Origin of the sequence: uncultured Methanospirillum sp. (genome assembly GCF_963668415.2) — an archaeon.
Classification (GTDB): domain Archaea; phylum Halobacteriota; class Methanomicrobia; order Methanomicrobiales; family Methanospirillaceae; genus Methanospirillum.
Window position 1 is genome coordinate 2,533,465 of record NZ_CAXXDL010000001.1, and the last position, 25,464, is coordinate 2,558,928.

25 protein-coding genes are annotated in these 25,464 nt (G+C 49.9%); 3 read left to right on the forward strand and 22 right to left on the reverse strand.

Annotated features, from left to right (window positions below):
• Positions 1-10 precede the first annotated feature (10 nt).
• From hdrB to ACHZA2_RS11995, 4 genes are read right to left on the reverse strand one after another with little or no spacing between them, the layout of a single operon-like run.
• The gene (gene hdrB / locus ACHZA2_RS11980; protein WP_319579907.1) at positions 11-901 is read right to left on the reverse strand and encodes a CoB--CoM heterodisulfide reductase subunit B; all 891 of its coding nucleotides are present in this window, start codon (positions 899-901) and stop codon (positions 11-13) included.
• Positions 902-903: 2 nt separating this feature from the next.
• Positions 904-1,479 carry a CoB--CoM heterodisulfide reductase subunit C gene (hdrC, locus tag ACHZA2_RS11985; RefSeq protein ID WP_319538593.1) on the reverse strand — a complete coding sequence of 192 codons (576 nt, stop codon included), beginning with the start codon at positions 1,477-1,479 and terminating at the stop codon, positions 904-906.
• Positions 1,480-1,491: 12 nt separating this feature from the next.
• Entirely contained in the window at positions 1,492-2,658 is a 1,167-nt protein-coding gene (locus tag ACHZA2_RS11990) for a 4Fe-4S binding protein (RefSeq protein WP_319538592.1), read from the reverse strand.
• A 59-nt stretch (positions 2,659-2,717) separates the two neighbouring features.
• Positions 2,718-2,984, reverse strand: a complete 267-nt coding sequence (locus tag ACHZA2_RS11995) for a 4Fe-4S binding protein (RefSeq protein ID WP_319538591.1) — start codon at positions 2,982-2,984, stop codon at positions 2,718-2,720.
• Positions 2,985-3,645: 661 nt separating this feature from the next.
• On the opposite strand from ACHZA2_RS11995, the gene ACHZA2_RS12000 reads away from it, so the two are divergent.
• Together ACHZA2_RS12000 and ACHZA2_RS12005 are read left to right on the forward strand one after the other, a co-directional pair.
• Complete coding sequence (locus tag ACHZA2_RS12000; protein WP_319538590.1) at positions 3,646-3,789, forward strand: hypothetical protein; 144 nt, start codon at positions 3,646-3,648, stop codon at positions 3,787-3,789.
• Between the two features lie 126 nt (positions 3,790-3,915).
• Positions 3,916-4,755 carry a transporter substrate-binding domain-containing protein gene (locus ACHZA2_RS12005; RefSeq protein WP_319579908.1) on the forward strand — a complete coding sequence of 280 codons (840 nt, stop codon included), beginning with the start codon at positions 3,916-3,918 and terminating at the stop codon, positions 4,753-4,755.
• Positions 4,756-4,797: 42 nt separating this feature from the next.
• On the opposite strand, the gene ACHZA2_RS12010 is transcribed toward ACHZA2_RS12005, so the two are convergent.
• The 12 genes from ACHZA2_RS12010 to ACHZA2_RS12065 all read right to left on the reverse strand — a co-directional run bounded on the left by ACHZA2_RS12010 (position 4,798) and on the right by ACHZA2_RS12065 (position 17,198).
• A complete protein-coding gene (locus ACHZA2_RS12010) occupies positions 4,798-6,294 on the reverse strand; it encodes a pyridoxal-dependent decarboxylase (protein WP_319538588.1) in 1,497 nt (498 codons plus the stop codon).
• 170 nt (positions 6,295-6,464) lie between these two features.
• On the reverse strand, positions 6,465-7,727 hold the full coding sequence (locus ACHZA2_RS12015) for an MBL fold metallo-hydrolase (protein WP_319538587.1): 1,263 nt from the start codon (positions 7,725-7,727) through the stop codon (positions 6,465-6,467).
• A gap of 234 nt (positions 7,728-7,961) precedes the next feature.
• Positions 7,962-8,183, reverse strand: a complete 222-nt coding sequence (locus tag ACHZA2_RS12020; protein ID WP_319579909.1) for a PspC domain-containing protein — start codon at positions 8,181-8,183, stop codon at positions 7,962-7,964.
• Between the two features lie 289 nt (positions 8,184-8,472).
• Entirely contained in the window at positions 8,473-8,844 is a 372-nt protein-coding gene (locus ACHZA2_RS12025; RefSeq protein WP_319579910.1) for a hypothetical protein, read from the reverse strand.
• On the reverse strand, positions 8,798-9,154 hold the full coding sequence (locus tag ACHZA2_RS12030) for a hypothetical protein (protein ID WP_319538584.1): 357 nt from the start codon (positions 9,152-9,154) through the stop codon (positions 8,798-8,800). Before ACHZA2_RS12030 ends, ACHZA2_RS12025 begins: the two co-directional genes overlap by 47 nt.
• Positions 9,151-9,372, reverse strand: a complete 222-nt coding sequence (locus ACHZA2_RS12035) for a hypothetical protein (RefSeq protein WP_319538583.1) — start codon at positions 9,370-9,372, stop codon at positions 9,151-9,153. The genes ACHZA2_RS12030 and ACHZA2_RS12035 overlap by 4 nt, the downstream gene beginning before the upstream one ends.
• Entirely contained in the window at positions 9,369-9,671 is a 303-nt protein-coding gene (locus ACHZA2_RS12040) for a hypothetical protein (RefSeq protein WP_319579911.1), read from the reverse strand. The genes ACHZA2_RS12035 and ACHZA2_RS12040 overlap by 4 nt, the downstream gene beginning before the upstream one ends.
• Complete coding sequence (locus ACHZA2_RS12045) at positions 9,671-10,051, reverse strand: hypothetical protein (protein ID WP_319538581.1); 381 nt, start codon at positions 10,049-10,051, stop codon at positions 9,671-9,673. The genes ACHZA2_RS12040 and ACHZA2_RS12045 overlap by 1 nt, the downstream gene beginning before the upstream one ends.
• 2 nt (positions 10,052-10,053) lie before the next feature.
• Positions 10,054-10,872 (reverse strand): TrkA C-terminal domain-containing protein, encoded by an 819-nt coding sequence (locus ACHZA2_RS12050; protein WP_319538580.1) that lies wholly within the window; start codon positions 10,870-10,872, stop codon positions 10,054-10,056.
• 126 nt (positions 10,873-10,998) lie between these two features.
• The gene (locus ACHZA2_RS12055; RefSeq protein ID WP_319538579.1) at positions 10,999-12,762 is read right to left on the reverse strand and encodes a SulP family inorganic anion transporter; all 1,764 of its coding nucleotides are present in this window, start codon (positions 12,760-12,762) and stop codon (positions 10,999-11,001) included.
• A gap of 73 nt (positions 12,763-12,835) precedes the next feature.
• Positions 12,836-14,959, reverse strand: a complete 2,124-nt coding sequence (locus ACHZA2_RS12060) for a methyl-accepting chemotaxis protein (RefSeq protein ID WP_319579912.1) — start codon at positions 14,957-14,959, stop codon at positions 12,836-12,838.
• Positions 14,960-15,071: 112 nt separating this feature from the next.
• On the reverse strand, positions 15,072-17,198 hold the full coding sequence (locus tag ACHZA2_RS12065) for a methyl-accepting chemotaxis protein (RefSeq protein WP_319579913.1): 2,127 nt from the start codon (positions 17,196-17,198) through the stop codon (positions 15,072-15,074).
• Positions 17,199-17,420: 222 nt separating this feature from the next.
• Between ACHZA2_RS12065 and ACHZA2_RS12070 the strand changes: the two genes are divergently transcribed.
• Positions 17,421-17,972, forward strand: a complete 552-nt coding sequence (locus ACHZA2_RS12070) for a hypothetical protein (RefSeq protein WP_319579914.1) — start codon at positions 17,421-17,423, stop codon at positions 17,970-17,972.
• A gap of 19 nt (positions 17,973-17,991) precedes the next feature.
• Here the strand turns inward: ACHZA2_RS12070 and ACHZA2_RS12075 are convergent, their stop codons facing one another.
• From ACHZA2_RS12075 to ACHZA2_RS12100, 6 genes are read right to left on the reverse strand one after another with little or no spacing between them, the layout of a single operon-like run.
• Entirely contained in the window at positions 17,992-18,549 is a 558-nt protein-coding gene (locus ACHZA2_RS12075; RefSeq protein ID WP_319579915.1) for an NADH-quinone oxidoreductase subunit B family protein, read from the reverse strand.
• Positions 18,530-20,071, reverse strand: a complete 1,542-nt coding sequence (locus ACHZA2_RS12080) for an NADH-quinone oxidoreductase subunit C (RefSeq protein WP_319579916.1) — start codon at positions 20,069-20,071, stop codon at positions 18,530-18,532. The genes ACHZA2_RS12075 and ACHZA2_RS12080 overlap by 20 nt, the downstream gene beginning before the upstream one ends.
• Positions 20,068-21,549, reverse strand: coding sequence for a proton-conducting transporter membrane subunit (locus tag ACHZA2_RS12085; RefSeq protein ID WP_319579917.1), 1,482 nt, complete (start codon positions 21,547-21,549; stop codon positions 20,068-20,070). The genes ACHZA2_RS12080 and ACHZA2_RS12085 overlap by 4 nt, the downstream gene beginning before the upstream one ends.
• Positions 21,546-22,238 (reverse strand): hydrogenase subunit, encoded by a 693-nt coding sequence (locus ACHZA2_RS12090; protein ID WP_319579918.1) that lies wholly within the window; start codon positions 22,236-22,238, stop codon positions 21,546-21,548. Before ACHZA2_RS12090 ends, ACHZA2_RS12085 begins: the two co-directional genes overlap by 4 nt.
• Positions 22,235-23,176 (reverse strand): NADH-quinone oxidoreductase subunit H, encoded by a 942-nt coding sequence (locus ACHZA2_RS12095; protein ID WP_319579919.1) that lies wholly within the window; start codon positions 23,174-23,176, stop codon positions 22,235-22,237. Before ACHZA2_RS12095 ends, ACHZA2_RS12090 begins: the two co-directional genes overlap by 4 nt.
• Positions 23,173-25,287 carry a proton-conducting transporter membrane subunit gene (locus ACHZA2_RS12100; RefSeq protein WP_319579920.1) on the reverse strand — a complete coding sequence of 705 codons (2,115 nt, stop codon included), beginning with the start codon at positions 25,285-25,287 and terminating at the stop codon, positions 23,173-23,175. Before ACHZA2_RS12100 ends, ACHZA2_RS12095 begins: the two co-directional genes overlap by 4 nt.
• Positions 25,288-25,464: the final 177 nt, after the last annotated feature.

Below are 25,464 nucleotides of genomic sequence, written 5' to 3' on the forward strand. Positions count from 1 at the left end.
CATTGCCTCCTTACAGCACCTTCTCCAGGAATGGAGCACAGTCGATTGCGTGCAGATCAAGGGCAAGGTCCTGTGGGCTCATACCCTGTGCAAGTCCGAGCAGTTCATTGAAGTGGAGAACTGGAATGTTGTACACATCGCCGAACTTCTCTTTGATCTCGATCTGACCACGGTCAAACTGGAGCTGACAGAATGGACAGAGTTCTGTGATTGCATCGGCACCGACCTCGGAGATGTTGATCAACTTCTCGTTGGTGATATCGAGTGCATGGACAATGTCGTATCCACGGACACCGCCACCTGCACCACAGCACTGCATCTTATTGCGGTACTGGACCGGCTCTGCACCTACTGCTGCTACGAGTTCTTCGAACCACATTGGGTTTTCGGTGTCACCAAAGTGACGATCCTTCTGTGGCTTCATTAAGTGGCAGCCGTAGTGACAGGCAACCTTGGTTCCGGTCATCGGCGTTGTGACTGAGTCACGAATCTTCTGGATACCACAGATCTTGGGGTCGTAGTAGAGTTCGGCAAGGTGGAATACATCGATGGTTCCCTTGTATTCCATGTCGATCTCTTTCAGAACCTCGTTGACCTTGTTTCTGAGTTCCTCGTCGTGCTTGAGGATGTGGTTGACTTCCCAGATGGACTTATAACATCCGTTGCACACAAGTGCAATGTCCTTCTTCATCTGCTCGGCAAGGACAAGGTTCCTGGCTGCCATGGCGTACCAGACAGTCATATCGATGGAACCGAATGCACCCGGTGCCGGACAGCAGCTTGCTCCCTCAAGGGGCAGAAGTTTGATGCCGACCTTTTCACTGGTCTTTATTGCGGATGCTTCACAGCCGGGGTACCGGTTTGGTGCAATACATCCAAGGAACAAAGCGTATTCGTGCACGTTTAGTCCCCCTTGAGGATACGGTCAGCGTTCTCTTTCAGTCCGTAGTGGTCCAGGATCTTCTGGATACCCTTGATATATTCGGGGTACATGTGGGTTGTTGGTGGGTCAGCGGTCAGGCCAAGCCTCTTTCTGGCTGCCCGGTTGACATCGTTATTCGGAACACCATGACCGGAGTTGTAGATCAACTGGACGGTCTGGAGGAAGTTGCGTGGAACAATGTCCTTCTTGAATGCAAGGTTCCGCATTGCCATGATGACATCGGTTGGAGCAATGTCACGTGGGCACCGGTCGGTGCATGAATAACAGGTGGTACAGAGCCAGAGATCCGGGTCCATTAATGCTTCGTTCTCAAGCCCGAGCACATTCCGACGCATGAACAGGCGAATCCTGTATGTGCTGCGGGGTGCAGACGGACATGACCCGGTACAGGTACCGCACTGGTAACACATGTTAGCGATGGTGCGGCTTGTTTTTAGAACGTCCTTTGTGAACTCAGGATTTGACTGACTGTTATGATATCGTGTGTCAGCAAGTTTTTTGTTCAGTTCAGGGTTGTCGTAACTTTTTGCAGCCATATCTATCCTCTTTTACTGGCCGACCGCCTTCAGTTCGACCGAGCCTGCACCAGATGCCTTCTCCCGGACCATGGAGGTTCTGGCAGTGCAGAGTTTGGCCTTGATCTTCTGGAACAGGTCAGTTTCTTTGCCCTTGATTCTGACTGAGTCACGTCTGAGGTAGATGATATCCTCACCTGGACAGGCGTTTACACAGGCACCACAGAGGATACAAAAGTCCTTGTTGACTGCGATGTTTGCCTCGATCTTACCATGCATCTCCTTTGCAGGAAGCGGGGTAGGCATATAAATAGCATTTGCTGGGCAGACATCGACACAGGTTGAGCAGCCACCCGGACACTTTTCGGGATGGAACGTGATCTCTCCCTCAAAGATCTTATTGACGGTGATGGCTTCGGTCGGGCAGTTGATGGCACACCAGCGGCAGGTGCAACAGTCATCATCGATGATGCTGACCTTTCCAAGGTTTACCTTGCCTGACATCTCCCGGGTTACTTTGATGGCATCGTTTGGACATGCTTCTGCACAGACATTACATCCGTCACAGTAGTCATTGTCCCAGAGAACCTGGCCTTCAACCTTTCCAACTTCAGGAGTGTAGGGTTTGTGCTCAACGGTTAATGCCTGACAGAGGTTACCGCAGATACCACACTTGGTACACTTCTCAGTGTCCACCACAAAGTCAATCTTTAAATTGACTCCCTGACCCTTGGCAAGACCTTCACAGTCCTGACCTTCAAAGAGTGGGACATCGCGGTCGATTGCATCACGTGGGCAGACATCCTGACAGATGTTGCATCGGACACACTTCTCATCATCGATGGATGTGCCCTTATCATAGGTTGGGAATCCCTCTTTCTCAAGAATTGGGAGTCGCTCTTCTCCATTGATCTTCAGGGTGAGCGATGTGAAGGGGCACATGATGACACAGACACCACAGTATGAGCATTTTGTCTCATCAATGTGGACGCTTGCTGCATCACAGACCAGACCACGCTGGACCCCTCCCACAGCTCCAACAGCTATTGCTTCTTCAGGACAAACTTCACGACAGATTCCGCAACCCGTGCAGATATCATTGTCGAGGATGAGGTTGTTGACCTGTTGAAGAAGCCGCTGCTCCATGATAACCCGGGAGCCATCATAGGACTTCGAGTACTTCGGAAACAGTGTTGACATTAAGATACCTCGTAAGTGTTCACGATTTCGGTTCGGAAATTAATATACCCTGGACTGCCTCAGGCGAATGCCTTCTCAGGCGGAAGTCCCGACAGCTGAATCACATCGTACGGGCATGCATCAACGCAAATCCCACATCCGGCGCAGAGTTCGTGATTAATATCAAGAATCACTGCATCACCGTTTACGACCTTGTAAATCTTATCGGTCGTAGAGGCTTCAGATGGGGAGATCGTGTTGAGCTCCAGCGCATTGACCGGGCATGCTACCACACAATTGTTGCAGCCGGTACATCGCTCCATGTTCACATGTACTGCAAATGCCATATCTTACGCACCAGCCTGATCGATTGAAAATCGACTGCACAAAGGTTGTAGGAAAATATAGATAAATGTATTGAATTAAATCGCGTTTTCCGCCGATTATTTGGAGCGAATGTAAATCGATATCTTTTGATCTCCATGTTGAAATGATCAATATTATTTACACACTTGAATGTATCTATCATGATCGTTCATTATCATTTATCTTTTCACACAAATGAAAAAATCCATTGAATGTTGTTTAATCTTAATTTTACCATCAGTTCTCACTGTTAATTGGTGCGCACGGTATAATTTTCTCTAAAAATTAAATATTTGTCGAAATTTGGCGGATCTGGCTGTTTGCTGCCTGAATTATGGAATTTATAAAATCGCGGATCTCAAATAAGTGGTAATCCTGGCTTTTTTTTCTTATGCGTGGAATAATTGTCTTTGAATTAAAATTCAGGAGGTAAATTTCCCCTCATTTGTGTTGGATTTCATGCGCCCGGATCTATAATGACCTTGCGTGCCGCATCAGGATCTTCAGTGTCTGCAGATATTCTGCTTAAATAGAATGTTCACGGAAGAATCACCCACCTGTAATCACCACGAAAACCACCCGGGTGATATATATAACAATTTCGAGTTCTGCCAAATCCGGATAATATCGCCGTTGACCCTCATGCCAGGAATCTGTCTGTATGGAGTAGCGAATGCTCACTCATTGATGATTCCAGTCCTGGTCACTGTACATAGTATTGCCATCAGGTCGATGGCAGACCTCTCTGAAGAGATTATTCATACCGGGGACCAAGCATTCAGGTGACTTGATGTGAATCGTTCGCATAGATTAGTACAATCCCTGTTCACCAACCTGTCAGAACATTCTCTTGTGAATAAAAGAGGATTAAAGTTGAATCCTCTTTTATACTTTCATACATAATCTCCTCTCATGTCTCCTGACCTACCATGTGAATGTCTTGTCCTTGTGGTTGTTCTTGCAGGAATTCTGCTTTTCCCCGGAGTCCTGGCAGAGAATACATCCTCCGTACTGCCAGCAGAACACCAGGAGAACCTGACGTTATATTCCGAGCCACTACCTCCCTATAATTACCTCGAAAATGGGACCGTGAAAGGGTTTACTATTGATATTCTTGATGAGATCAGTGCAAAGACAGGCACCAATATTTCACGGGATCAGGTACACATAGTCCCTTGGGAAGAGGGATACAAGGCTGCACGTAATGGAACTCATACGGTGATCTTCTCAACAGCACGTATTTCTGAACGGGAAGATCTGTTCAAGTGGGTCGGACCGATATCAACTGAACGCTATGTTCTCTTTGCTCCGCATGGATCAAAAATCACAATTAATACACCCGATGATCTGAAGGATCAAAAAATTGGAGTAATCACAGGAGATGCTTCTCTCTCTCAGCTTCTCGCTGATGGAGTGAAGGATAGTCAGTTCGTAAATGCAAAAAATGTTTCAGACCTGATCTCGATGACAGAAGAGAAGAAGATAGACCTCTGGGCCTACCCTGAAATAACCGGACTGTATTATATCGGGGAGATTACCGGAAATGATGACTCATTTACGGTAGTGTACCCGCTTGAAGAGGTTGGAATCTACTTTGCCTTCAGTAAGGATATCTCCGATGCCACGGTCAGTTCATACCAGAGAGCCCTTGATGACCTGAAGCAGCAGAAGAACGAGACAGGGGTAAGCAGGTACGATACGATCATGAGCAGATATGTCCATCCTGAACCTGTCAGTTCAGGCCAGACTTGATCGAGATCCCTTCACCATCGTCTTTTTTCGTCTTTATGTAAATCAGGATTCGGATCCGTTCGAAGTCAGAAGATCATCCCCAATCCTGATCACTTCCTTAATGAGGAGATCAAAGTCCTCCCTTCTGCTGCGATGATTGGTTATCGCAACATGAAGGTAATTCGTTCCTTTAATCCTCACGGTCGATGGGACAGCAATCCCCTGCTCCTGGAGTTCTATTTCGATCTCCTTATTCAGGGTATTCAGATCGCGAGTCCCTGTTCCCGGTATCACATACCTGAAATTGACAATATTCAGGGATACCGGCATTGCCAGTTCTAGTTTTGGGTTTGTCCCAACCAGATCTGCAAGGTAATGAGCCTGGTCTATGTTCTGCTGAATGAGCCTCCCATATCTGTCAGTGCCATGCTCCTTGAGTGTCATCCATACTTTGAGAGCATGAAATCCCCGGGAGAGTTCAAACCCGCAGTCAGAGAGCCAAGGTACATCGATACCGGTAAGCCCCCTGTCACCTTCCCCGTGAGCAAGGTATGTCGGAGTGAGTGAGAAAGCCCGGCGGTGCTCATCTGGATCTCTGATCAGAATACATGCAATCGGGTAAGAAAGATACATCCACTTATGGAGATCGAATGCAAGTGAATCAGCCCTCTCCATCCCGGAGACAAGATGCCTGCTCTGGGGGGAGATTGCTGCCCATGCCCCGAATGCACCATCAACATGAAACCAGCAGTCTTCCTCTTGACAGATATCTGCAAGAGTATTGAGATCATCTATGGCAGCTGTGTTCGTCGTCCCGGCAGCACCAATGATACAGATGGGCTGAAACCCGGCAGCCCTGTCTCTTTGAATAGTCTCTTTCAGAAGCCCAGTGTCGATCTGCATAGCATCGTTTACCGGTATCCGCCTGAGAGACTCGTTCCCGAATCCGAGGAGTTCAACAGCCTTCTGTATTGATGAATGAGCCTCCTGTGAACAGTAGAGAGTCATTTTTCCGGCTGCACTCTGCATTCCCTTGGCTCTGATATCAAACCCTGCCTTTGAATTTCTGGCAACAGCAAGCCCAATCAGGGTTGATGCCGAGCATCCGCTTGTCAGAAGGCCGCTTGCTGTCTTTGGGAACCCAAGAAGGTCTTTGCACCAGTCAATAACCTGCATCTCGACATAATTATTGCTGAGATAGGAGAATGACCCGCTCACCGCATCGGTGCCGGATGCCAGCATATCGGCAAACATACTCATCACCGTTCCGCATCCGGTCACCCAGCCCCAGTATCTCGGATGAACATTGCCAAGCTGGTGGGGGAGGATAGTTGTGAGATACTCCTGGTATATCTCTTCAGCATTCTGCGGGCTGGCAGGAGGCTTTGAACTGAAATGTGCCTTCACATCTGCAGAAGTATGCTGCCATACCGGCCTGTCCCTGGAATTCTTGATATAATCAATAGCCTCGTCAAGCATCCGGTGACCGAGTGCCCGCATGGAGTCCCAGTCTTCGGGGTCAAGAGTCTCTTCGTGTAATACATCGGGTCTTTTATCCATTACCATGCTCCGGGTTTCTCAGGGTCTTGTAACAATGGGTTCTTCGCCGGGGTTATTCCTCATTTAAAGGAATCTGCCTAATATTCCATACCCTCTTGGAATCATCGGCTGTAAGAGACTTACGGTCTGGCCTCAAAAAGAGAGTTCAGAAGATCAGACCAGTTCCGGAATCAGTCAGATCTGCCGATTCCTATCTGCATGAGATCCTCACCGATGATGAGGTGTGCAGATGTATTCTCAGCTACCCTCTCAAGATTCGTGACCGGGGTGTTCCCCGGAACAATATGGTTGAGCACCAGAGTTTTGGCCCTGCATGAATCGGCCACAGAACCGACCTTGTCAATGGAGGTATGGGAGGAGAGCATATGCTCTTTGAGTGCTGCCATCTGACTTCCTGGTTTTGGATCACCGAACTTCAGGTCAATCCATGCCGGGTCAATGACCTCGTGAATCAGAAGATCAGCCCCATCTGCTAGTTTCTGCAGGTTTCCGTTGGTATCAGGTCCGGTATCACCTGAAAAGACGATAGACCCGTCTGCTGTATCGAACCGGTATGCAAGAGCAGGGAATACCTGGTGATGATCAACAAGGGTTGCGGTAACTCTGACGTTTTTATCTGAGTATATCTCGAACGGAGCCATGGACGGGCATGTCTCATTGTTTGGATCGATCACAGGTACCGGAAAGGCAATGTCGCCAGCCTCTGAGCCTCCGATCTCTTTCACTGTGATAAGTTTGGTAAAATCTCGGTACCCGTCATCAAGAGTCATATCGTTGATGGTCTGGGCAAATGACTGCATGATCGTCTGTGTCATCTGTCTGAGTCCGGGTGTCGGGGTGATCGCTTCTGGATCAGATGTATCTGTATATATGATTGTGCCCCCTCTCGCGGTGTAATTTGTCTTGTCTGCGTCGAGTTCTCCCCGGTTGCCAGGCCCAATCACCTGGAGTGGAGATATTGTTGTTTCCCCTGTCTTTGGATCAATCGAGGTACCAAGTCCCGCTCCTGGTCCGATAAGGAGTAGACTTGGATAGTCAGCCGTGTGGTCCTGATGGAGATGAGTGAAGAACAGAGCCCTTGCATGGGAGAGAAAGGTGGATGATCCGTTCTCGACCCTCCCGGTCGGAGTCTCGACAAAATCACCGGTATTGAACGCCTCTGAAAGCCGGGATGCAGATCCCTGCCCGATATCAACGAGATAGATGGTATCTCCCACAACAACTGCCGAGGAAGAACTTGCCCTCCCTGTCTCCGGATACCATGATACCCCTCCGGTTGTCCCGAGAAGCACCACCTTGGTATGATAATTACTATCAGATCCGGTGAGAACCGCGGCTGTAGACGCATCATCGGTCTGGTTCGCAGCTGTACTTGCACCGGCTATTCCCAGTATTATAAGAATAGCAAGCAGCAGGATCCATCTCTCACTCATACTGTTCATACCGTTTCAGAGGGTGATTATAATTTGCCTGGCATGGGCTGCAAGGAACCGGGAGTTCCTAAAAAAGGTTGCTCAAGTATAATCCAAATGAGAGATGGTATCGATACCTATCGATCTCCGTACGGCGTGAACACTGCTTACAAACACGGTATAATGTAAAACCCCAACGGTGCCCCGTTGGGGACCCCAGGTAGGACCGATGAAAAGGACATTTTCAAACAAAATCTATGAAATTACCCTGGCCGTTGCCTGTTCTTCTTCGGGTTCCAGTGGGATAAGTATCCAGGCACAGAGATATATCAGAATCCCGAAGCCACAGGTAAAAAACAATACTATCGCGATTAGCCTGATGAACACCGGATCAACATCGAGATACTGACCGATTCCACCGCAAACACCACCCAGATTTTTTTCGGTCCGTGATCGATATATCCGCTTATCTACCATGGCTTATCATGTTCATATCGATAGCCAAAAAAGGATACTCACGTTAGATCGTTTTCGATCACATGAAATAGTCATTCCAACAGGTATGAGTTGCAAGAAACTCCTACATCCCACTGTGTGAATCCGTCTCCGTATGAGGCGGTCTGATCTGGGATGAGATGTGGTGTGGTCAAAAATGAATCAATCTCATTGTCCTGTCAATTATTTATGCACCTGACAAAAATCACACGATGCCGAAGAAAAAACAGAGTCCGTGAATTCTCTTCACGTTTTATCTCTATCTGGTGAGTTATTCTGACTGTTCTGCCTTCGTCTCTTCTTCAGACGGAGCCTTTGGTTTTACACCCTGCTGACCAGTGCCAGGACATTGCATCTGGTGAAGCCTGATGATCCCGCTACATGAACTGCAGACATATAACTCATCCTTCCAGCAGTCAGGACATGCCCATCGTCCGCAGATTACGCACTGCCTGAGTGAAGAGATCGGGGAAGCACTATGACAGAGATCGCAGATATACCGGGAGAATGACTCGGCATCCCTGGCCGGTGGTTCGCCCTGTCTGCGGACTTCACCGATCACAGAGCGAAGAAGGGAGTAAAAACTCCCAGCCTGATCACTTCCTGCCGGTTTTTTCTGTTGCCAGGGAATCTTCCAGGGCATTGAGCCGACCTTCGAGATCATCAAGAGTGGTCTTCATCTCACTCTCGAACTTTTTCAGCGTCACGATCCGTTCTTCATCGCGGTCAAGAGCAGCATTCCGGTCATCCTTGAATGCGTTCAGAACCGGCCTTCTAACCAGTGACCACTCCTCGACAAACCTCTCAAACTTCCGGTCGAGATACTCATCGATCCTGCTCTCGACAGGCCTGCTGAGTGCAACCCTGCCACCTGACCCCCTGAAGAAGTAGTACACCAGGAAGATGATTAGGATTGCAAGGATCACAATCAGAAGGATCTCAATTGGTGTCATTTCGCTTTCTCCTTCAGCTGGCGCACCCGTGTTTCAAGATCGTTCAGCCGGGTTGATGTCTCCCGCTCAAATGTCTTCAGACCTACAAGTTCATCCTGAACCCGGTGAAACCGCTGGGTGATATCGGTCAGATCGTTCCTGGTTGAGATCTGCCACTCCTCGATGATCATGCTCATCCTGCGGTCCAGGTACCCGGAGAGGTAATTGTCAAGATTCATGATCTCTTCTCCAGTTCCTCGATCGCAGACTTCAGGTCCGCTGTCCTTTTTTCAAGACCTGACTTCTCCACTACCAGCCTGTTCACCTCGTAAGAGAGGAACTCAAGCTTCTGTTTCAGATGGCGGAGGTCGTCATCGGTCAAAAGTCCCCACTCATCAATGATTGCCTCTCCATTCCGGTCAAAGAAGGAGTCAAGCTGCTTGTCAAAGGTGGGTATGGAATCAGTAATTGATCCCGGCAGTGAACCCAGTTCCTGCCAGTAGTTTCTTGTTCCGGAAAGTGTTGGGTACATATCCATCACAGAATCTTCTTCTCTTCTTCCTGAATTTTCGTCAGCATCCGGTCAAGTTTCTCTGTTTTTATCATATTCTCGAGTTTCTTGATCCTGCCTTCGACCAGTTTCTGTTTCACAAAGATATCGGACTCAAGGTTGACATTCATGTCCTCAAGATCCCGCATTGATGAGATCTTATCCTCTCCGAGTCTGAGCATCGAAGGCCCCTTGGTGCTGGTATCCTGCTTGAGAATACTCAGTTTCTCACGCTCAAGTTCAAGCTCAAGTTTCCTGTTGTTGGTCTTCATCAGCCTGATCTCTCTCACAATGAGGAAGATGAAGACGATGACTCCGAATAGTACGGCAATGCCAACAAGACCGTCGTTGGTAAAGGTGACCTCCACGACTATCCCTCCAGCAGTTTTGTCATGTACTCAAGGCCCTTGTCTGTCCCGGCCAGGTATACGAGATCTCCTGACTCAAGCATCACATCATCACCCGGGGATACGAGTGTTGCACCACGCTGAATGGCAACAACCATCACATCAGGAGGGAAGGTGAGGTTCTTTATGGTTCTCCCTGCTGCGGTCTCTGCCTTCACAAGGGCTGCATGCTTCTCACCCTCACTCTCAAGGAGCAGGCTCTTGAGTTTTTCAGCATCATCCTGCCCGAGACCTTTCAGACCGCTCTCAACCGTCTGACTGAATCTGGCAGTAGGGACAAGATCCTTTATTCTGGCTGCAGTCTCACGTCCTGCCTCACCTATCTTCTCTCCCAGGGGGGCAACCTCCTCTGCGATCTTTGAAGAGATATCACGTGCCTTCTCCTGGATATCGTGGGCTGCCTGTGAGGTTCCTTCCCTGATACCTGCAGTCTTCTCAGAGAGGGTCTCCCCGAGATCCTTTGCGCCGGCGCTGATCTTTCCGGCAAGGTCTCCTGCAGCCTCCCTGACCTGTTCACCCACAGGCACCTTTCGTTTGACTGTAACATCGGTGCCGTCAGTAATATCAAGTCTTTTCAGGTCCTCTTCGCTGATCCGGATCTGACCTTGTTCTACGAGTGCATCTGCGAACACGGTAAGGGTGAGTGAAGCACCTCCGGGAGTTACAACCTCAACCTCGGTTTTGTCTTCGATACCGATTGCAGTAAGCAGGCTGCTGTGAACTCGTGCTCTGCCGTGGCCGGGCATGGCACGTTTTATGGCCCGCAGGGTAACTTCCTCCATACTGGATAGAAGGAAGCCACGGCATATATCTTTTATGAACTCACCCGGCCATTTTAGGCACGGTGTTTATTTCAGCCCTCTTTTTATCTGATCACGGACTGCCCGCGGATTTTCCTGTTGTTCTGGTTATTTCTGATCAGGCAAGGTGTCTGCTCCGGGAAGCGGACAGACCGGGGTGACTGATGCAGTACAGTTCCAGTCCGAAAGCACAGTCTCCAGGGAGGTGGTCTGGGTAACCTCCTCTCCGATGGTCTCTTCAACCCCTGATATCCTGAGCATCCTTCTGACCTGCCAGGTCGCATCTGCAATTCTTATCTTAATTCCTGCTGTTGTGAGTTCCTGGCAGAGATCAACGATCATGTCTGACGCAGAGACGTCGACAATCGGAGACGTACTCATGTCAAGGAGTACAAGTCTGACTGTTGGATCCTCTGCTATCAGTTCTCCGATACGTTCCTTGACGATCTCGGCGTTGGCAAAGATCAGTGGTGCATCAACCCTGACGATCAAGACGCCAGGGATCGCTTCATTTTCTGGGTGTTTTATCCGGTCTGCATACTGTCGTGTATCAGGAACCTTGCCCAGTACCGCAATCCTTGGAGATGTCACCCGGTAGAGGATATCAGTAAGCGAGAGGATGACACCGAGGAACACGCCCGAGAGGATACCAAAGAGTAGCACTCCTGCACATGTTGCGATAGCTATCGCAAATTCGTCCCTGCTGATCCTGGCGATCCTCAACAGCCCTCTCACATCTATCAGCCTGAGCACGGCAACGAGGATGAGGCTCCCGATGATCGCCTCCGGCATTTTTGTAAAAAGTCCGGTGAGGAACATGGCAACGATAGCAGTGAGAACCGCTGCAATGACCCCGGTTATCTGAGTTGCTGCCCCGTTGATCTCGTTGAGGGCTGTCCGGGAGAAACTCCCCGCAACCGGGAACCCCTGGAACAGACTCGTCGCAATACTTGTTGCACCAAGGGCGAGGAGTTCCTGGTTTGCATCGACCTTGTAGTGATACCTCCTTGCCAGTGAGGTTCCGATGCTCATGCCTTCGACATAGGCGAGCAGAAATATCGCGAATGCAAGAGGAAAGATGAACTGCAGATCTGCAAATGAGAGCCCAGGGATGACCAGCCCCGGAAGTCCGGCCGGTATAACTCCGACCTCCTGGACCCCTCGTTCTGCAAGATCCGTGTACGTCATGAGGAGTATTGATATGATGACAACGATCAGTGCTGCCGGCAATCTCCTGCATCGGTGTTCAGCACAGATCAAGAACGCTATTGCGCCAACTCCGATGACAACAGTCGGGAGGTTTGCATGTGGCAGGTTGGTTATGAGGTATGTAAGCTGATCAAAGAAGGCCCCCTGGACGGATTCAATCCCGAAGATCTTGAACAACTGGCCGCAGATGATAACCATACCCATCCCGGCAAGAAATCCCTTGAGCACGGTCTCTGATATCAGGTTGACAATAAATCCGAGTTTTGCGATCCGTGCAAGAATAGCAAAACTTCCTGCCATCAAAGCGGTGAGCGCTGCAAGGGATGCATACCGTGCTGCATCAACTCCAACCAGCGTCCCGAGCATTGCTGCGGTCAGGATAGCCTCCGATGAACTGGGACCGATGTTCATCTCCCTGATGGTCCCGAAGATACAGTAGACCAGAGGTGCCACGATACCGGCATAGAGCCCGTACTCTGGTGGAAGACCAGCCAGCTGGGCATATGCCATGAGTTCTGGAATAGCAAATGCAGTCAGCGTGATCCCTGCAATGATATCAGCACGAAAAAGTTTCCGGGTATACGCAGGGAGCCAACCGGTGACTGGGAGGGTAGCCGCCAGTTCTCTATGTAATGTATCCTCAGAAGGTCTGTTGATCTGCATATTCGGTTGGATATTGTTCCCGCGAAATGCCCGTATCGTATTTGTTGGAGCAGAGAATGTTCAGGCCTGATCTTTATGAGATCGAAAACCGCTGCATCTCTGCTGTTGTTGTAGATACTGTTCTGTTTATTTCACTGATGATACCAGTTATCTGTTGCGCTATGGATAATGCTTCTTCAGCTATTTCAGAGGAGTTCATAGCATCTTTTGAGGTTTGATGCACATGGGTACTCATCTCAGTAACACTCGCGGTAATCTCCTCAAAGGATGCGGCCTGCTGTTCAGTTGATGATGCGACAGCATCCATGTTGGTTTTGATCTCCTGAACTCCTTTTGTCAATGACGAGAAGATCTCAAGTGTCTCACGAAGAGAGATACTCCCATTCTCAATAGCGGATTCTGATTCCTTCATCGCAATCGTAGCGCGTGCACTCCGATTATCGAGTTCGGTGATCATACGTGCAATCTTCTGGGCAGCCTGACCTACCTGTTCGGCTAAGACTTTAACCTCACCGGCAACGACAGCAAATCCTCTCCCGGCATCTCCTGCCCGGGCTGCTTCTATCGCAGCATTGAGAGCAAGCAGGTTGGTCTGTTCTGCAATATCTGATATGATATCCGTGATTCTGCTGATCTCATCCATCTGATCACGAATCTCATGTATTATCCCTGTTGCTTCGCCTGATACTTTCCTTATACTGTCCATGCCTTCTTCAGCACTTGCTGCAGCAGTTGTTCCTTTCCTTGCAAGGTGATCCGCTTCAGTTCCTGATTGTGCCACTGCTTCAACACTCGCTGAAACCTTCATCACATGGGTTGTCAGATCTTCCATGCCACGGAGTACCTGTGTGATCTCTTCCTGGCTCATCTCTGCATTGGCCCTGGTGCTGTCGGCATTGGCTGCAATGATTCCTGCTCCCCGCTGGACATCTTCAATTCCGGACTCTGCAGTTTTTGCATGAGAATCAAGTTCTTTCATCTGAAGGCCGATCAGACTGAGAGCATGGGATACTTCACGCCCGATGTCATTCATTGCTTCTTCAAATGCAACAAAATCACCTTTTACTCTCTGTTTGGTAGAAAATCTTGCAGTGAAGTTACATTTTGAATAGTCTGATGCGAGTTTGATGGCTTCATTGATAGGAATAACCAGTGATTGGAGCGTTTCATTAAATCTTCTCACAATCTGCTGGTATGATCCCTCTAATCTCGTCTCATCTCCTCGTGCACTGAGGTCTCCTTCTGCTGCCCTGGTGGATACCAGTTCTAGTTCATGAATCACTCCGGTTACTGCTCTGCTCATTCCAATCAGTGCAGGTGTGATCTGGTCGGTCTCACTCCTGGGAGTCAGACAGGAGGATAGATCTCCCCGTGCAATCCGGTGAAGAGTGACAATCACCTCGTTTTCAAGAAAGTCGGAGAAGCGATCAGCCACTCCTGCCATCTCTCCAATCTCATCTTTTCTGGTAAGAGTGAGCCGGGTATTGATCTCTCCCCTGCTCATCCTGTCAAATTGATTCATAACCTGATACAGGGGTTCTGTGATTGACCGGGTGAGAGAGATAGCGATGAACAATGAGATAATAATGATACTTAACGCGACTACCGCCATTATGGTGATTGTATTTTTGACCTCCTCTGAACCCGCTTTGGCAGTAGTCTCGGCCTGACTGAGGACAATCTGTTTTAACTGATCAAAGGTAGCGACGGTTGCTCTTCTGGCATTTGCATGTTCACCCCCGTTTTTTATTGAGATGAGAGCATCCTGCTCTTTTTTTACTTTTTCAAGTTCGAAAACCCGGACTGCCGATTTTTTGTAATCTGCCCACTGCGTTTTAAATATAGTGAACGCCTCTGCCTCATCCGGTTTCATTGATGAAGAACTTAAATTCTGGATCTGGCCGTCAATATTTGATATTTCAGATTTAAGCCTGCCTTCGTCCTGCTCCCGTTCATCGACAATGGCCATGGATCTGAATACAAGTGCTCTCATTGAGTTCAATGAGACCTCCATACTTGCTATCTGTGTCAGGGGGACAGTGTTTTCTGTATACATATGATCCATCTGACCGGAGATTGTGTTCATTCCTGAAAATCCAATGACTCCAATCAGACACATGAGGAGGGTTACCAGCACGAATCCTCCAATCAGTTTTTGTCCTATCCTGATATTATCAATGAACTGCAGTCGTGTCATAATACATTCCTGACCCCTCATCCCACCAATGAGTATACTACTGAATGTTCATTCCACTACATCAAGATTGAGGACGGTAAGAAAAACCCGGAAGCACGACTATAAAAAAGAGTTATGATGAAATTCTGAATTTTTTCATCTCATCTGTTGTGGTTGCAACTGCACCGTTAATCTCGGAGATAACTGATGTTATCTGTTCTACAACAGCCAGAGCTTCTTCTGCAGTTGCAGATGAGTTCATGGCATCACCAGCGGTATCTGCTACAAGACTGTTCATCTCTGTGATACTTGCGGTGATCTCTTCAAAGGAGGCTGCCTGTTCCTCAGTTGCACCTGCAACACTGGACATATTTCTGCTGATCTCTTCTACTGAAATGGTGAGTTGGGTAAAAGCCTGGACTGTCTCCTTCAGAGATGTTTCGCCATATTCTATCGCCTCTCCTGCACCTTTCATGGCCGTAACTGCCATTGTACTCTTGTTCTCGAGCGTACTGATCATTGCTGCGATCTTCTGGGATGAGGCCCCGGTCTGGTTCGCCAGCGCCTTGACCTCACTGGCAACAACGGCAAATCCAAGACCAGCATCTCCTGCACGTGCTGCCTCAATAGCTGCATTAAGGGCAAGCAGATTGGTCATTTCAGATATATCTGTGATAATATCCACGATCTTGGTTATCTCTGTCATCTGATCGCCAATCTCTTTGACCAGTGCTTCGACTTCAGATGAAGAGTTTTTAATGCTGTTCATCCCCTCTTCTGCGGTTGCGGTCGAAAAAATGCCGGTTTTGGCCAGGTTGTCTGCTTCGGCTGCCGCATGAGCCACAGCCTCAACGTTCGTTGAAACCGATGCAATTGTACTTGTCAGATCCTCCATTGCCCTCAGAACCTGGGCGATGCCTTCCTTACTCTGTTCAGCATTATTTTTAGTCTGTTCAGCGTTCCCTGCAATTATCCCGGCACCTTTCCTGACGTCTTCAATACCTGATGTAGCTTTGTCAGAGTGTTCGAGGAGGTCATTCATCTGGTGTTCTACAACTTTGAGTGCTGATGAGACCTCTGTCCCAATCATATTCAGAGCATCTCTGAACTCTTTGAAATCCCCTTCAATCTTTAGATCTCTGTTGAACCGTGCGGTAAAATCACAGGCTGCATACTTCCTTGAGAGAGTTATTGCCTCGGTTACCGGGCAGATAAGTGCATCAAGAGTGGAATTAAAGCCGAGGATGATCTCGTGATATGATCCCTGCAGGTTACCCGGGTTACCCCGTGCAGTAAGATCACCAAGAACTGCCCGGGATGAGATCTTCTGGAGTTCGGTAATCACCGTCGTAAGCGAGTGGAGTGTGCTGGTGAGAGCAGGAGTGATCTGGTCGGTATCACCCTGAGATGCCAGTGATGATGTAAGATCTCCGGATGAAATCCGATTCATCGTCTCAACAACATCATGCTCCAGGTAATCACTGAACTGGTCAAACATCCCGGCCATCTCACCGATCTCATCCTTTCTGGCGAGTCGCATTCTTCCACGAATGTCTCCGGTCTTCATGAGCCTGAACTGCTCAATGACCTGGTGCAGAGGGGTGGTAATGCCTTTTGTCAGAAAGACAGCCAGTGCAAGTGCGATGGCTGCAACCGCAACTCCAATACCGATCATTACTGGAATTATGCGATCTTTCTCGGCATTTCCTGCAAGTGCTACGTTCTTTGAATTAGCTAAGATCCCCTGCTTCAGAGAACTGAATGTATCAGCGGTAACACGCCGGGCATTTGCATGTCGTCCTCCATTTGCGATAGATGAGATTGCATCATCATTTTTTCCAGAATCAAGCAGGGAGAAGACATCAGTTGCAGCTGCTTTATAATCTGCCCACTGGGTTTCAAATAATGTGAGATTTGACTGCTCTCCAGGAGATAGAGACTCCTGTTTGAGTTTATCTATCAGGCTGTCTATTGTCTGAATCTCTGCATTCATCCTGTCCCGATCCTGCTGTCGTTCAGAAGGAACTGAAAATGTTCTGAACACCAGGGCCCTGATTGAGTTGAGCGAGGTTTCGATGCTTGAGACTTCATAGAGTGGGACGGTCCCTTCAGAATAGACCTTGTCCAGTTCATTGCCTATTGTGTTCATTCCAATAAACCCAATAAGCCCGATTGAAGACATGAGGATCGTGACCAGAATAAACCCACATATGAGCCTGGTTCCAATTGAGATATCATGGATTTTATCTAAAAGATGCATATTTTCACCGAATGTCACAGAATCCCTAAACCTTCAAAAACACGTTGCTTAGATCCTGTATCTCTCTGACTGACTTATGAGACTTCTGATATTGTGAGATCCGGGATCTCATGAAAAATCATATTTTATATAAATATATTGATCTCTGCTTTTATGATTGGGCAATAAACCTGGAGTTCAATATCGGCATGGTTAACCACGTAAAAAAACAGATACCAAGTAATGAATGAGTTCTGGCGTAAGACCGTGCATATGGTCTTCGGCCTGCTTATCACGCTTCTCATCTACTGTGTCCCAAAAGAGATCACCCTCCTCATCCTTGGTGTCGGGCTGCTTGTCGGGCTCTGGTTCATCGACCTGGAGATGCGAAATATCAATGTTCCATTGATACATCAACTCCTCTATCATCTCGAACGCCCGGGGGTGTTCCCGGGAAAAGGGGCATTTTATTTTGTATTCACAGCCCTTGTCACCCTGATCATCTTTCCATCGACAGTGGCAGCCCAGGGTATTCTTATCCTCTCAGTCCTGGACGGAATGGCAACCATATTAGGTCTTCGGTACGGGAGGATCAGGATCATCAATCACAAGTCGATCGAGGGCTCATGCGGAGCAATTCTCGTGACATTTATCGTCCTGCTCTTCTTCGTGGATCCGGTCAAGGCTGCAGTACTTTCGGTGGTGGCAGGTATCGTCGAACTCGGCAGTCCTATCGATGACAACCTGCTCCTGCCATTGGTTGTCGATCTGCTTGTTGTGATGGTTCCCTGGTGACCAGGGTCCGTCTTTTTTCCTACTGGTATCTTCGGGACCTGAGCAGGGTGAGCAGACTTCTGGTGATCACGGCCGGACTTGGAGGGTTTCCCGGGATCTTCAGATTTACCGGGATAACAGCATCAACGCCACCAAGAACAGCGTATGATCCCTTCCAGATTCCTCCGGTGCATGCATCATCACCGACTGCAATAACGATCTTCGGGTCTGGTGTTGCATCGTAGGTCTTTCTGAGGGCATCTGCCATTGCGAGTGTCACTGCACCGGTGACCATCAGGGCATCGGCATGCCTGGGTGAAGCCACAAAGGTGATCCCGAACCGTTCGAGATCATAGAATGGAGAAGAGAGGTTTCCGAGTTCGATCTCTGCTGCGTTGTCACTCCCGCAGTCGACCTCCCTGATAGCAAGACTTCTGCCAAACAGCCGGGAGATCTCCTGCTGCAGTGCAATCCCGGTATCAGTGATATCATCCCCACTCCTACCGGTATCCTGTTGGAGGTTGGTATCTGTACAGAGTGGCTTTTTAAAGAGATTTACAACAGTTTCGATCATGGTATCAGAGATCAGTTCCTGCATACGAGAGGTTCATGCTCTTGTTGATGACCGGGAAATCAGCGACGATGTTGCCGATGACCGCGTGTTCGATGGCGTACCAGTTGCAGAATGAGGCTGTTCTGATTTTATACCGGTGAATATCCCCGTTTCTGATGTACACCCAGTGTAGTGTCATCCCCCGGGGGGATTCAACCGCAGCAAGGGCAAACCCGTCACGAATCTGAACCTCTGCATCATCAGGGCCGTCGGGAATGAAGACCAGCAGTTCCTGGATGTATCTGAGTGATGCACGGATCTCCTGGTACTTGAGGGAGAATCGTGCAAGCACATCTCCCCCCTGCTCGCCGGCCTGTCCCGGTACCCGCTCCCGGTAGACTCCGTACGGATGGTCTGTCCTGGTGTCGGCAAACGAACCAGATGCCCGTGCTACCGGACCTGAAAGGGCAAGAGAGCGGATGAGTTCAGGCTGCACAACCCCGGTGGTAGAAAACCGGTCGATGACCGACGGGATAGAGAGCACCCATTGAGCAACCTCATCGAACTCATGCTCGACCTCCCCTGCTGTTTTGAAGAGATGCTCAAGTGCCTGCCCTGATATCGTATCAGATACCCCGCCGATGCAGATCGCCCCTTTCAGGAATCGTGATCCGCAGAGCAGGTCTGCCTCACGCTGCAGCCGTTCACGAAGAACGGTTAACCTGCTTGCAGATACCGGATGGGCGATATCGGTTACCATTCCTGCAAGATCAGAGAGGAGTGAGTAAGCCCGCTCAAGTTCCAGGATCACACCCCTGATGTACTCGGCACGGGGTGGAATCGTGACCCCGCTGATCTGCTCGACTGCCATACAGAACCCGCAGGCATTCACCGCCGATTCATCGCCTGATATGGATTCAGAAATCCTGACAACCTCATCCGGAGTCCTGCCTTCTGCGAGTTTCTCAAGCCCCCGGTGAAGGTACCCAAGCCGGACCTCAAGGTTTACGATCGTCTCACCGATGACACTGAACCTGAAATGACCGGGTTCGATGATACCAGCGTGAACCGGACCGACAGGGATCTGGTAGACACTGCTCCCTTCGATTGTCTTGAACTTGTATGGCTCACCGGGCATGCCCCACTCTGCTGTAGGCGGCCTGTTCTGAACAGCCTTCCTGAGCGGGTTGAACCCAGGTGGGTATGCTTCATGAAGGAAGAGCCTGCGGGTGTCAAATGCTCCACTGAATGAGAGCCCGAACCCGTCAGCGATTTCGCGTTCAAAGAGGGATGCAACCGGGAATATCTCTGATATTGAACGGTGTGATCCGCTATCCTGCATCAGAATCAAAACCAGGATCTTCTCAGATCCCGGTTCTTCAAAGACGTAGAGCAAGCAGCAGCCTGCCTCTCCCTCGAACTCCTCAACTCCGAAGATGGATATCAGGTTCTTTCCCTCTTCCTTCAGGGTCTGGACAGTCTGAACGAGATCCCGAGCCTCGATACGGTAATACCAGGCAGTCTGATCCTCTTTCATCAGGACTGCTGTGGAGAGGGCCTGACTCATACTCCACCTCCGATACCGATGTCATGGACTGCTGCGGTGAGGAAGGCCTCTTCCCCGGGAATCATCATGATACCCATCAGAACCGAGAGAGCAAGCAGGAATACGACCGGAGCCTTCATCCAGATCGGGACGATGTACTGCACGGGAGCCTCGCCGTCTGCGAATCGTCTTCCCATGATGCCGAGGATGAATCTGAACATGGCAGCACCCGCAAGTGCAAAGAGGAGGAGTGCAAGGAGCGGGATATAGAGTGAGAGTTTCCCTGCTTCCAGAAGAATTCCAAACTTTGAGAGGAAGAGCGGGAAGAGTGGTGTCCCGATGATCGCAACCGAGCCGATGATGAACGCTGCCGCTGCAAATGGTTGCATCCTGAAGAGATCGCCGATCTCATCCTCTGCACCGGGTGTATGCGACTTGTACTGGCGATGGATGATTCCGGCAGAGAAGAAGAGTCCTGCCTTTACAACCGAGTGCCCCATCATGTGGTAGAGCATCCAGAAGAGTGCAACCGGGGTTCCGATTCCTGATACGAGCAGAAGGAATCCCATGTTCTCTATCGAGGAGAAGGCAATAAGCCGTTTTGTTCCGTTTTGCCTGAGCATCGAGAAGCATGCCACCGACATGGTGATCATCCCGAAGATGATAAAAAGCAGGGATATCTGCGTGGCGATTGTGGTCTGATGCACAATCCCGGCTATCCTGATGATACCATACATTCCGACGTTCAGGATTGCACCTGATAACACGGCACTAACTGCTGATGGTGCTTTTGCATGGGCTTCAGGCAGCCAGGTATGGAGGGGAACGATCCCTGACTTTGCAGCAAACCCGATAAAGCAGAAGATGCATGCGATGCCGAGCATTCCGCTGTCACATGTTGAGGCATTTGCAAGAATCGTCTGCCAGTCAAGGCTTCCGGTACCGGTCTTCTGCCTCACCAGTTCAAAGAGGAATATAACCCCGATGAAGGAGAAGAGCATCGATGTCGAGCAGACAAAGATGTACTTAAGTGATGCATCGATGTTCTCCTTCACCGCGAGGATGGCAACGAGGAGTGCAGAAAAAACTGTTGTGAGTTCTGCAAATATCCAGAACTGTGCAACGTTCGGTGCGTAATACGCCATCGTTGTTGCAAACAGGAGGAGTGAGAATCCGAGGTAGAAGATACGGAGGCTCCGTCGGTTGAGTTCTCCGGCCCTGACCAGCCCGTCGATATACCCGACTGCATAGATACTGGCACAGGTGAAGATCACACCGGTGATCAGCATCAGCAGCAGGTTGAGATGGTCGATCATGAAGAGAGGCTCTCCACCCTTCCATGCATCAGGCGTTCCAATCAGCAGGATGGTGATGAGCAGGGTTGCTGCAGAGTGCAGCACGCCAAGCAGGCTCATCGGCCGGTGCGAATGCTGAACTGCCTGAAGTAGTAGAATCAGGACTGTCACAACCGGGTAGAGCATCGTCAACAGGATTGTCATGCCTGCACCTCCTCTTCAGACCAGAGATGAAACTCTTTCAGTCTGTTCATGTATGCATCGATGCTTGAGTCCATTCCAACGGTGAGGATCGTTGTCAGAAGTACAAGGATGATAAGGTCAACCATGATCACAAACTCGGTGATGAACGGCAGTTCTGTCACGAAGAGGCCGAAGAGAAGCACACCATTCTCCATCGAGAGGTACCCGATCACCTTGGTTATCGCAAGCTGACGCGAGAAGATGGTGATAAGGCCCATCAGCATCAGCGATACCCCGATGATAGAGCCGAGGAAGAAGAGGCTGTTCTCAGTGAAGAGATTGTGGAGAACCCGGGAGAAGCAGATGTATACGAGCAGAATCAGCAGGATGCTGACTACAAGGGCTCCTCCAGGCTGAAGGTAGTTGAACCTGAGGTCCTGTTGGATCCTGATCCTCTTCTGGATGATGGTGATGAACCAGGGAATCCCGATCACCTTGGAAGCCAGGGTGATTCCTGCGATAAAAATGAGGATACTCTTCTCCTCTATCACGCCGAGAAGGATTGCGATTGCCACAAGGATCAGAGACTGGAGTGCGTATGTCCTGACCAGTGATGAGAGATTCCTCGTCGTAAGAAGGCATGCTGCAGAAATCAGTACAAGGATCAGGCATATCCTGAGCAGGGTCGGGATCACTCCGATCTCAATCATAGCATCACCTCGCTCAGAATGGTCAAGGCCGAGAAGAAGAAGGCCAGCATAAAGAGATTGGGGACTCTGAAGAACCGCATCTTGGCAAACGATGACTCCACGATACCGAGCAGGACTGAAAGTGCCGTTCCCTTGAGCAGGAAGAGGAGAGCAGCAAGGACCAGCCCGATTGCCGATAGCTCCTGGATTAATCCATAGGGGATGAGCATGTTGATGAGCAGTGCCATCAATAGTGTCTGTTTCATGGCATGAGAGAGTTCGAAGAGTGCCAGGTTTCGTCCTGACGTATCAAGAAGCATTCCTTCATGGATCATGGTGAGTTCAAGATGTGTCTCCGGGTTATCGACCGGAACCCTTCCGGTCTCGACGATGATCAGGATAAAGAGCGAGACTGCGAGGAGAAGGACAGTCGGACTCATCCCCGGGATGATGTTTGTTGCATGCCTGAACATCTCCGGAATGGAGAGGGTTCCTGCTACATATGCCATTGCTGCAAAGACGACGACTGTTGTCGGTTCTATCACCGCTGAAAGACTCATCTCTCGTGAGCTTCCCATTCCCCCAAAGGTGCTGCCTGCATCAAGCCCGAGGAGTGCGAGCAGGAACCTGGTGAATGCAAGGAGATACAGGAAGACGATGATGTTTCCTTCTGCCGGTGCTACATCGGGAATACAGATGACCGGCACAAGCAGGGCAGCCACCATCAGGATGGCAAGCGAGGCATACGGGGCTATTCGTGAGATGAAACTGGCGTAATCTGAGTACACGACCTCTTTTCTGAAGAGTTTTGCAAGGTTGTAGTATCCCTGTAGAAGTGGCGGTCCAGCCCGTCGCTGCGCCCGGGCTTTGACCTTTTTGACGACTGTCATAAAGAGGGGCGAGATCAGGAGGACGAACCCGAGGTTGAGAAGTCCTGCAACAACCGGTGTCAGGCTCATGCGATCCACCCCATGATCACGATCAAGACGACGATCGTCACGAACACATACAGGACATACGTGTCCACTTTGCCGTTCTGGAGTTTTGAAACGGCTTCTCCGTATGAGTCGATAAGTCGTGCAACAGGAAGGTACAGATACTCTTCAAAGAACTTCATGAGTTCAATCTTTGCCGTGCCGGTTCTGACAAAGCAGCGTTCAGGGTCATGATACTCTTTAGAGAACGAGATCCGCGTCCGGTATACCGGTGCAAAGATTCTGACAACCGGCTCTGTGAACCCCGATCCTGTGTACTCCATTCTGCTTGTCGGATCCTGCATTCCGCATCCCCATGTGATCGAGACCCTCGTCTCCCGTGAGGCGAAGGTGTAGATTGCAGCGTAGGTGAGTCCCAGGGCACCGGTGAGCAGAACCGAGATGAGGAACAGATCTGGCAGGTATCCCGGGTATCCGAGAACGGTTAGGATCTGTGATGAGAAGATCCCTGCTACGATGCATCCTCCGGCAAGGATGGCAGGTCCGGCAAGCATCAGGGTCGGAACCTCCCGAGCCTGTTTTGCTGCCCGGGTTCTTGGGAGTGCAAGGAAGGTGAGTCCGAAGGCCTTTACAAAGCAGACCGCGGTAAGGGCCCCGGTGAGACCGAAGAGTGACAGGGCGATGACGAGCACCACCTGCATAAGGGGTTCGGACTCCATGAGCCCGGTGATGAGTGCCTGGTAGATGAGCAGTTCACCTGCAAACCCGTTCAGCGGTGGAAGAGCCGAGATTGCAAGTACACCGATGAAGAAGAGCCCGCCGGTCCAGGGCATTCTGACCAGAAGACCACCGAGTTCATCGATGTTCCGTGTCCCGGTTGCCTGGTTCACCGATCCTGCAGTAAGAAAGAGCAGGCCCTTAAAAAGTCCGTGGCTCACTGCATGAAATACTGCACCGAGCAGTGCCATCGTCCCGATGGACGCATGACCGGTAGCGGTCAGCACCACGAAGAGCCCTGTCCCGATCAGGATGACACCGGTGTTGTCTATCGAGGAGTAGGCGAGCAGTCCTTTCAGATCATCTTCTTTCAGGGCATACATCACGCCAAGAACAGCGGTTATGCAGCCGAACGCAAGGATCAGCAGACCGACTGAAAGGTCCGGGGTGAAAAACCCGGTAACTGCACGGATCAACATATAGAGAGCGGTGTTGAGCATCATCCCTGACATCAGGGCAGAGACCGGGGATGAGGCAGCCGGGTGGGCATAGGGGAGCCACTTATGAAATGGTATGGCTCCGGCCTTGATAGCAATCCCCAGAAACAGCAGCAGAAACGCAATCCGGCCGGGGATTGTTGAGACAACCATTCCTTCAGGGAATGTGAATGAACCGGTTGCCAGGTATACCTGGATGATGGCCAGGAAGATGCAGACCGTTGAGAGCTGGGTCATCGCCAGGTAGAAGAATGCAGCCCGCCTGGTCTTCTCATCCTCGTACTCTATCAGGACCAGGAAGAACGAAGAGATCGCCATAACCTCCCAGAAGAGAAGGAATGCAAAGGTCGTCCGCGAGAGGAGGACAAGCAGCATAGCTGAAAGAAAGATCGGGATGAGGCTGCAGAGCAGATCGCGGCTTCTTTTGCCGTGCATCCTGTTAATATATCCTGGTGAGTAGCAGCAGACTGCAACGGTGAGGATGCCAAGGAGCATAGTAAATGCAGCAGTCAGCCGGTCAACGCCAAGGATCACCGGAAAGAGCGGTGTCAGGGATGTTGAGAGCAGTTCTCCCCCGGTAAGGCGGAGGAGGACGAAGGCTGATGCCAGGGCCGTGAAAACTCCTGCCAGTCCCTGGAGCAGAGAGCAACACTGCCAGGCCCTGATACCTGTGAAGCATACCGGGACGGCAGCAGCTACGAGAAAGAAAAAGACAGCCGGAATAAAGAGATCAATCATGATATCACTGTGAGTGTGGGTGAAGGACAGGGCGGTCAGATCGGTATGGCAGTAGATCGGTGATGTATTGCATCCCCTGGAGAAGAGCCTGACTCTGATTCCTGAATTGCATACGTATCGCCAAAAAACCTGCCTGAAGTGTCTGGTTACCGTTCGTGGAAAGTCCATGTATATGTAACCCATTTGGCGCACCGGTCCACGAAATCGCCATCCACTATCGAGATGTTTATATGTGGTCCTGATATTTGTCGTTCGATCCATCGACGATCTCGCGATCCAGGCGGTTCAGCAGAGCGCCGGCTCATCTGAAGAAAAACCGGTAAACCTGTCCTGATTACTCTATATAATCTCTATGTTCGC

Bases quoted from the DNA above. Each gene is read 5' to 3' on its own strand.
- ACHZA2_RS12055 (WP_319538579.1), bottom strand. From the start codon at position 12,762: ATGCAGATCAACAGACCTTCTGAGGATACATTACATAGAGAACTGGCG.
- ACHZA2_RS12020 (WP_319579909.1), bottom strand. From the start codon at position 8,183: ATGGTAGATAAGCGGATATATCGATCACGGACCGAAAAAAATCTGGGT.
- ACHZA2_RS12035 (WP_319538583.1), bottom strand. From the start codon at position 9,372: ATGAATCTTGACAATTACCTCTCCGGGTACCTGGACCGCAGGATGAGC.
- ACHZA2_RS12085 (WP_319579917.1), bottom strand. From the start codon at position 21,549: ATGACAATCCTGTTGACGATGCTCTACCCGGTTGTGACAGTCCTGATT.
- ACHZA2_RS11990 (WP_319538592.1), bottom strand. From the start codon at position 2,658: ATGTCAACACTGTTTCCGAAGTACTCGAAGTCCTATGATGGCTCCCGG.
- ACHZA2_RS12100 (WP_319579920.1), bottom strand. From the start codon at position 25,287: ATGGGTTACATATACATGGACTTTCCACGAACGGTAACCAGACACTTC.
- ACHZA2_RS12095 (WP_319579919.1), bottom strand. From the start codon at position 23,176: ATGAGCCTGACACCGGTTGTTGCAGGACTTCTCAACCTCGGGTTCGTC.
- ACHZA2_RS12070 (WP_319579914.1), top strand. From the start codon at position 17,421: ATGAATGAGTTCTGGCGTAAGACCGTGCATATGGTCTTCGGCCTGCTT.
- ACHZA2_RS12050 (WP_319538580.1), bottom strand. From the start codon at position 10,872: ATGGAGGAAGTTACCCTGCGGGCCATAAAACGTGCCATGCCCGGCCAC.
- ACHZA2_RS12015 (WP_319538587.1), bottom strand. From the start codon at position 7,727: ATGAGTGAGAGATGGATCCTGCTGCTTGCTATTCTTATAATACTGGGA.
- ACHZA2_RS12000 (WP_319538590.1), top strand. From the start codon at position 3,646: ATGCCAGGAATCTGTCTGTATGGAGTAGCGAATGCTCACTCATTGATG.
- ACHZA2_RS11995 (WP_319538591.1), bottom strand. From the start codon at position 2,984: ATGGCATTTGCAGTACATGTGAACATGGAGCGATGTACCGGCTGCAAC.
- ACHZA2_RS12005 (WP_319579908.1), top strand. From the start codon at position 3,916: ATGTCTCCTGACCTACCATGTGAATGTCTTGTCCTTGTGGTTGTTCTT.
- ACHZA2_RS12030 (WP_319538584.1), bottom strand. From the start codon at position 9,154: ATGACACCAATTGAGATCCTTCTGATTGTGATCCTTGCAATCCTAATC.
- ACHZA2_RS12075 (WP_319579915.1), bottom strand. From the start codon at position 18,549: ATGCAGGAACTGATCTCTGATACCATGATCGAAACTGTTGTAAATCTC.
- ACHZA2_RS12040 (WP_319579911.1), bottom strand. From the start codon at position 9,671: ATGGATATGTACCCAACACTTTCCGGAACAAGAAACTACTGGCAGGAA.
- ACHZA2_RS12025 (WP_319579910.1), bottom strand. From the start codon at position 8,844: ATGCCCTGGAAGATTCCCTGGCAACAGAAAAAACCGGCAGGAAGTGAT.
- ACHZA2_RS12060 (WP_319579912.1), bottom strand. From the start codon at position 14,959: ATGACACGACTGCAGTTCATTGATAATATCAGGATAGGACAAAAACTG.
- hdrC (WP_319538593.1), bottom strand. From the start codon at position 1,479: ATGGCTGCAAAAAGTTACGACAACCCTGAACTGAACAAAAAACTTGCT.
- ACHZA2_RS12090 (WP_319579918.1), bottom strand. From the start codon at position 22,238: ATGATTGAGATCGGAGTGATCCCGACCCTGCTCAGGATATGCCTGATC.
- ACHZA2_RS12010 (WP_319538588.1), bottom strand. From the start codon at position 6,294: ATGGATAAAAGACCCGATGTATTACACGAAGAGACTCTTGACCCCGAA.
- ACHZA2_RS12080 (WP_319579916.1), bottom strand. From the start codon at position 20,071: ATGAGTCAGGCCCTCTCCACAGCAGTCCTGATGAAAGAGGATCAGACT.
- ACHZA2_RS12065 (WP_319579913.1), bottom strand. From the start codon at position 17,198: ATGCATCTTTTAGATAAAATCCATGATATCTCAATTGGAACCAGGCTC.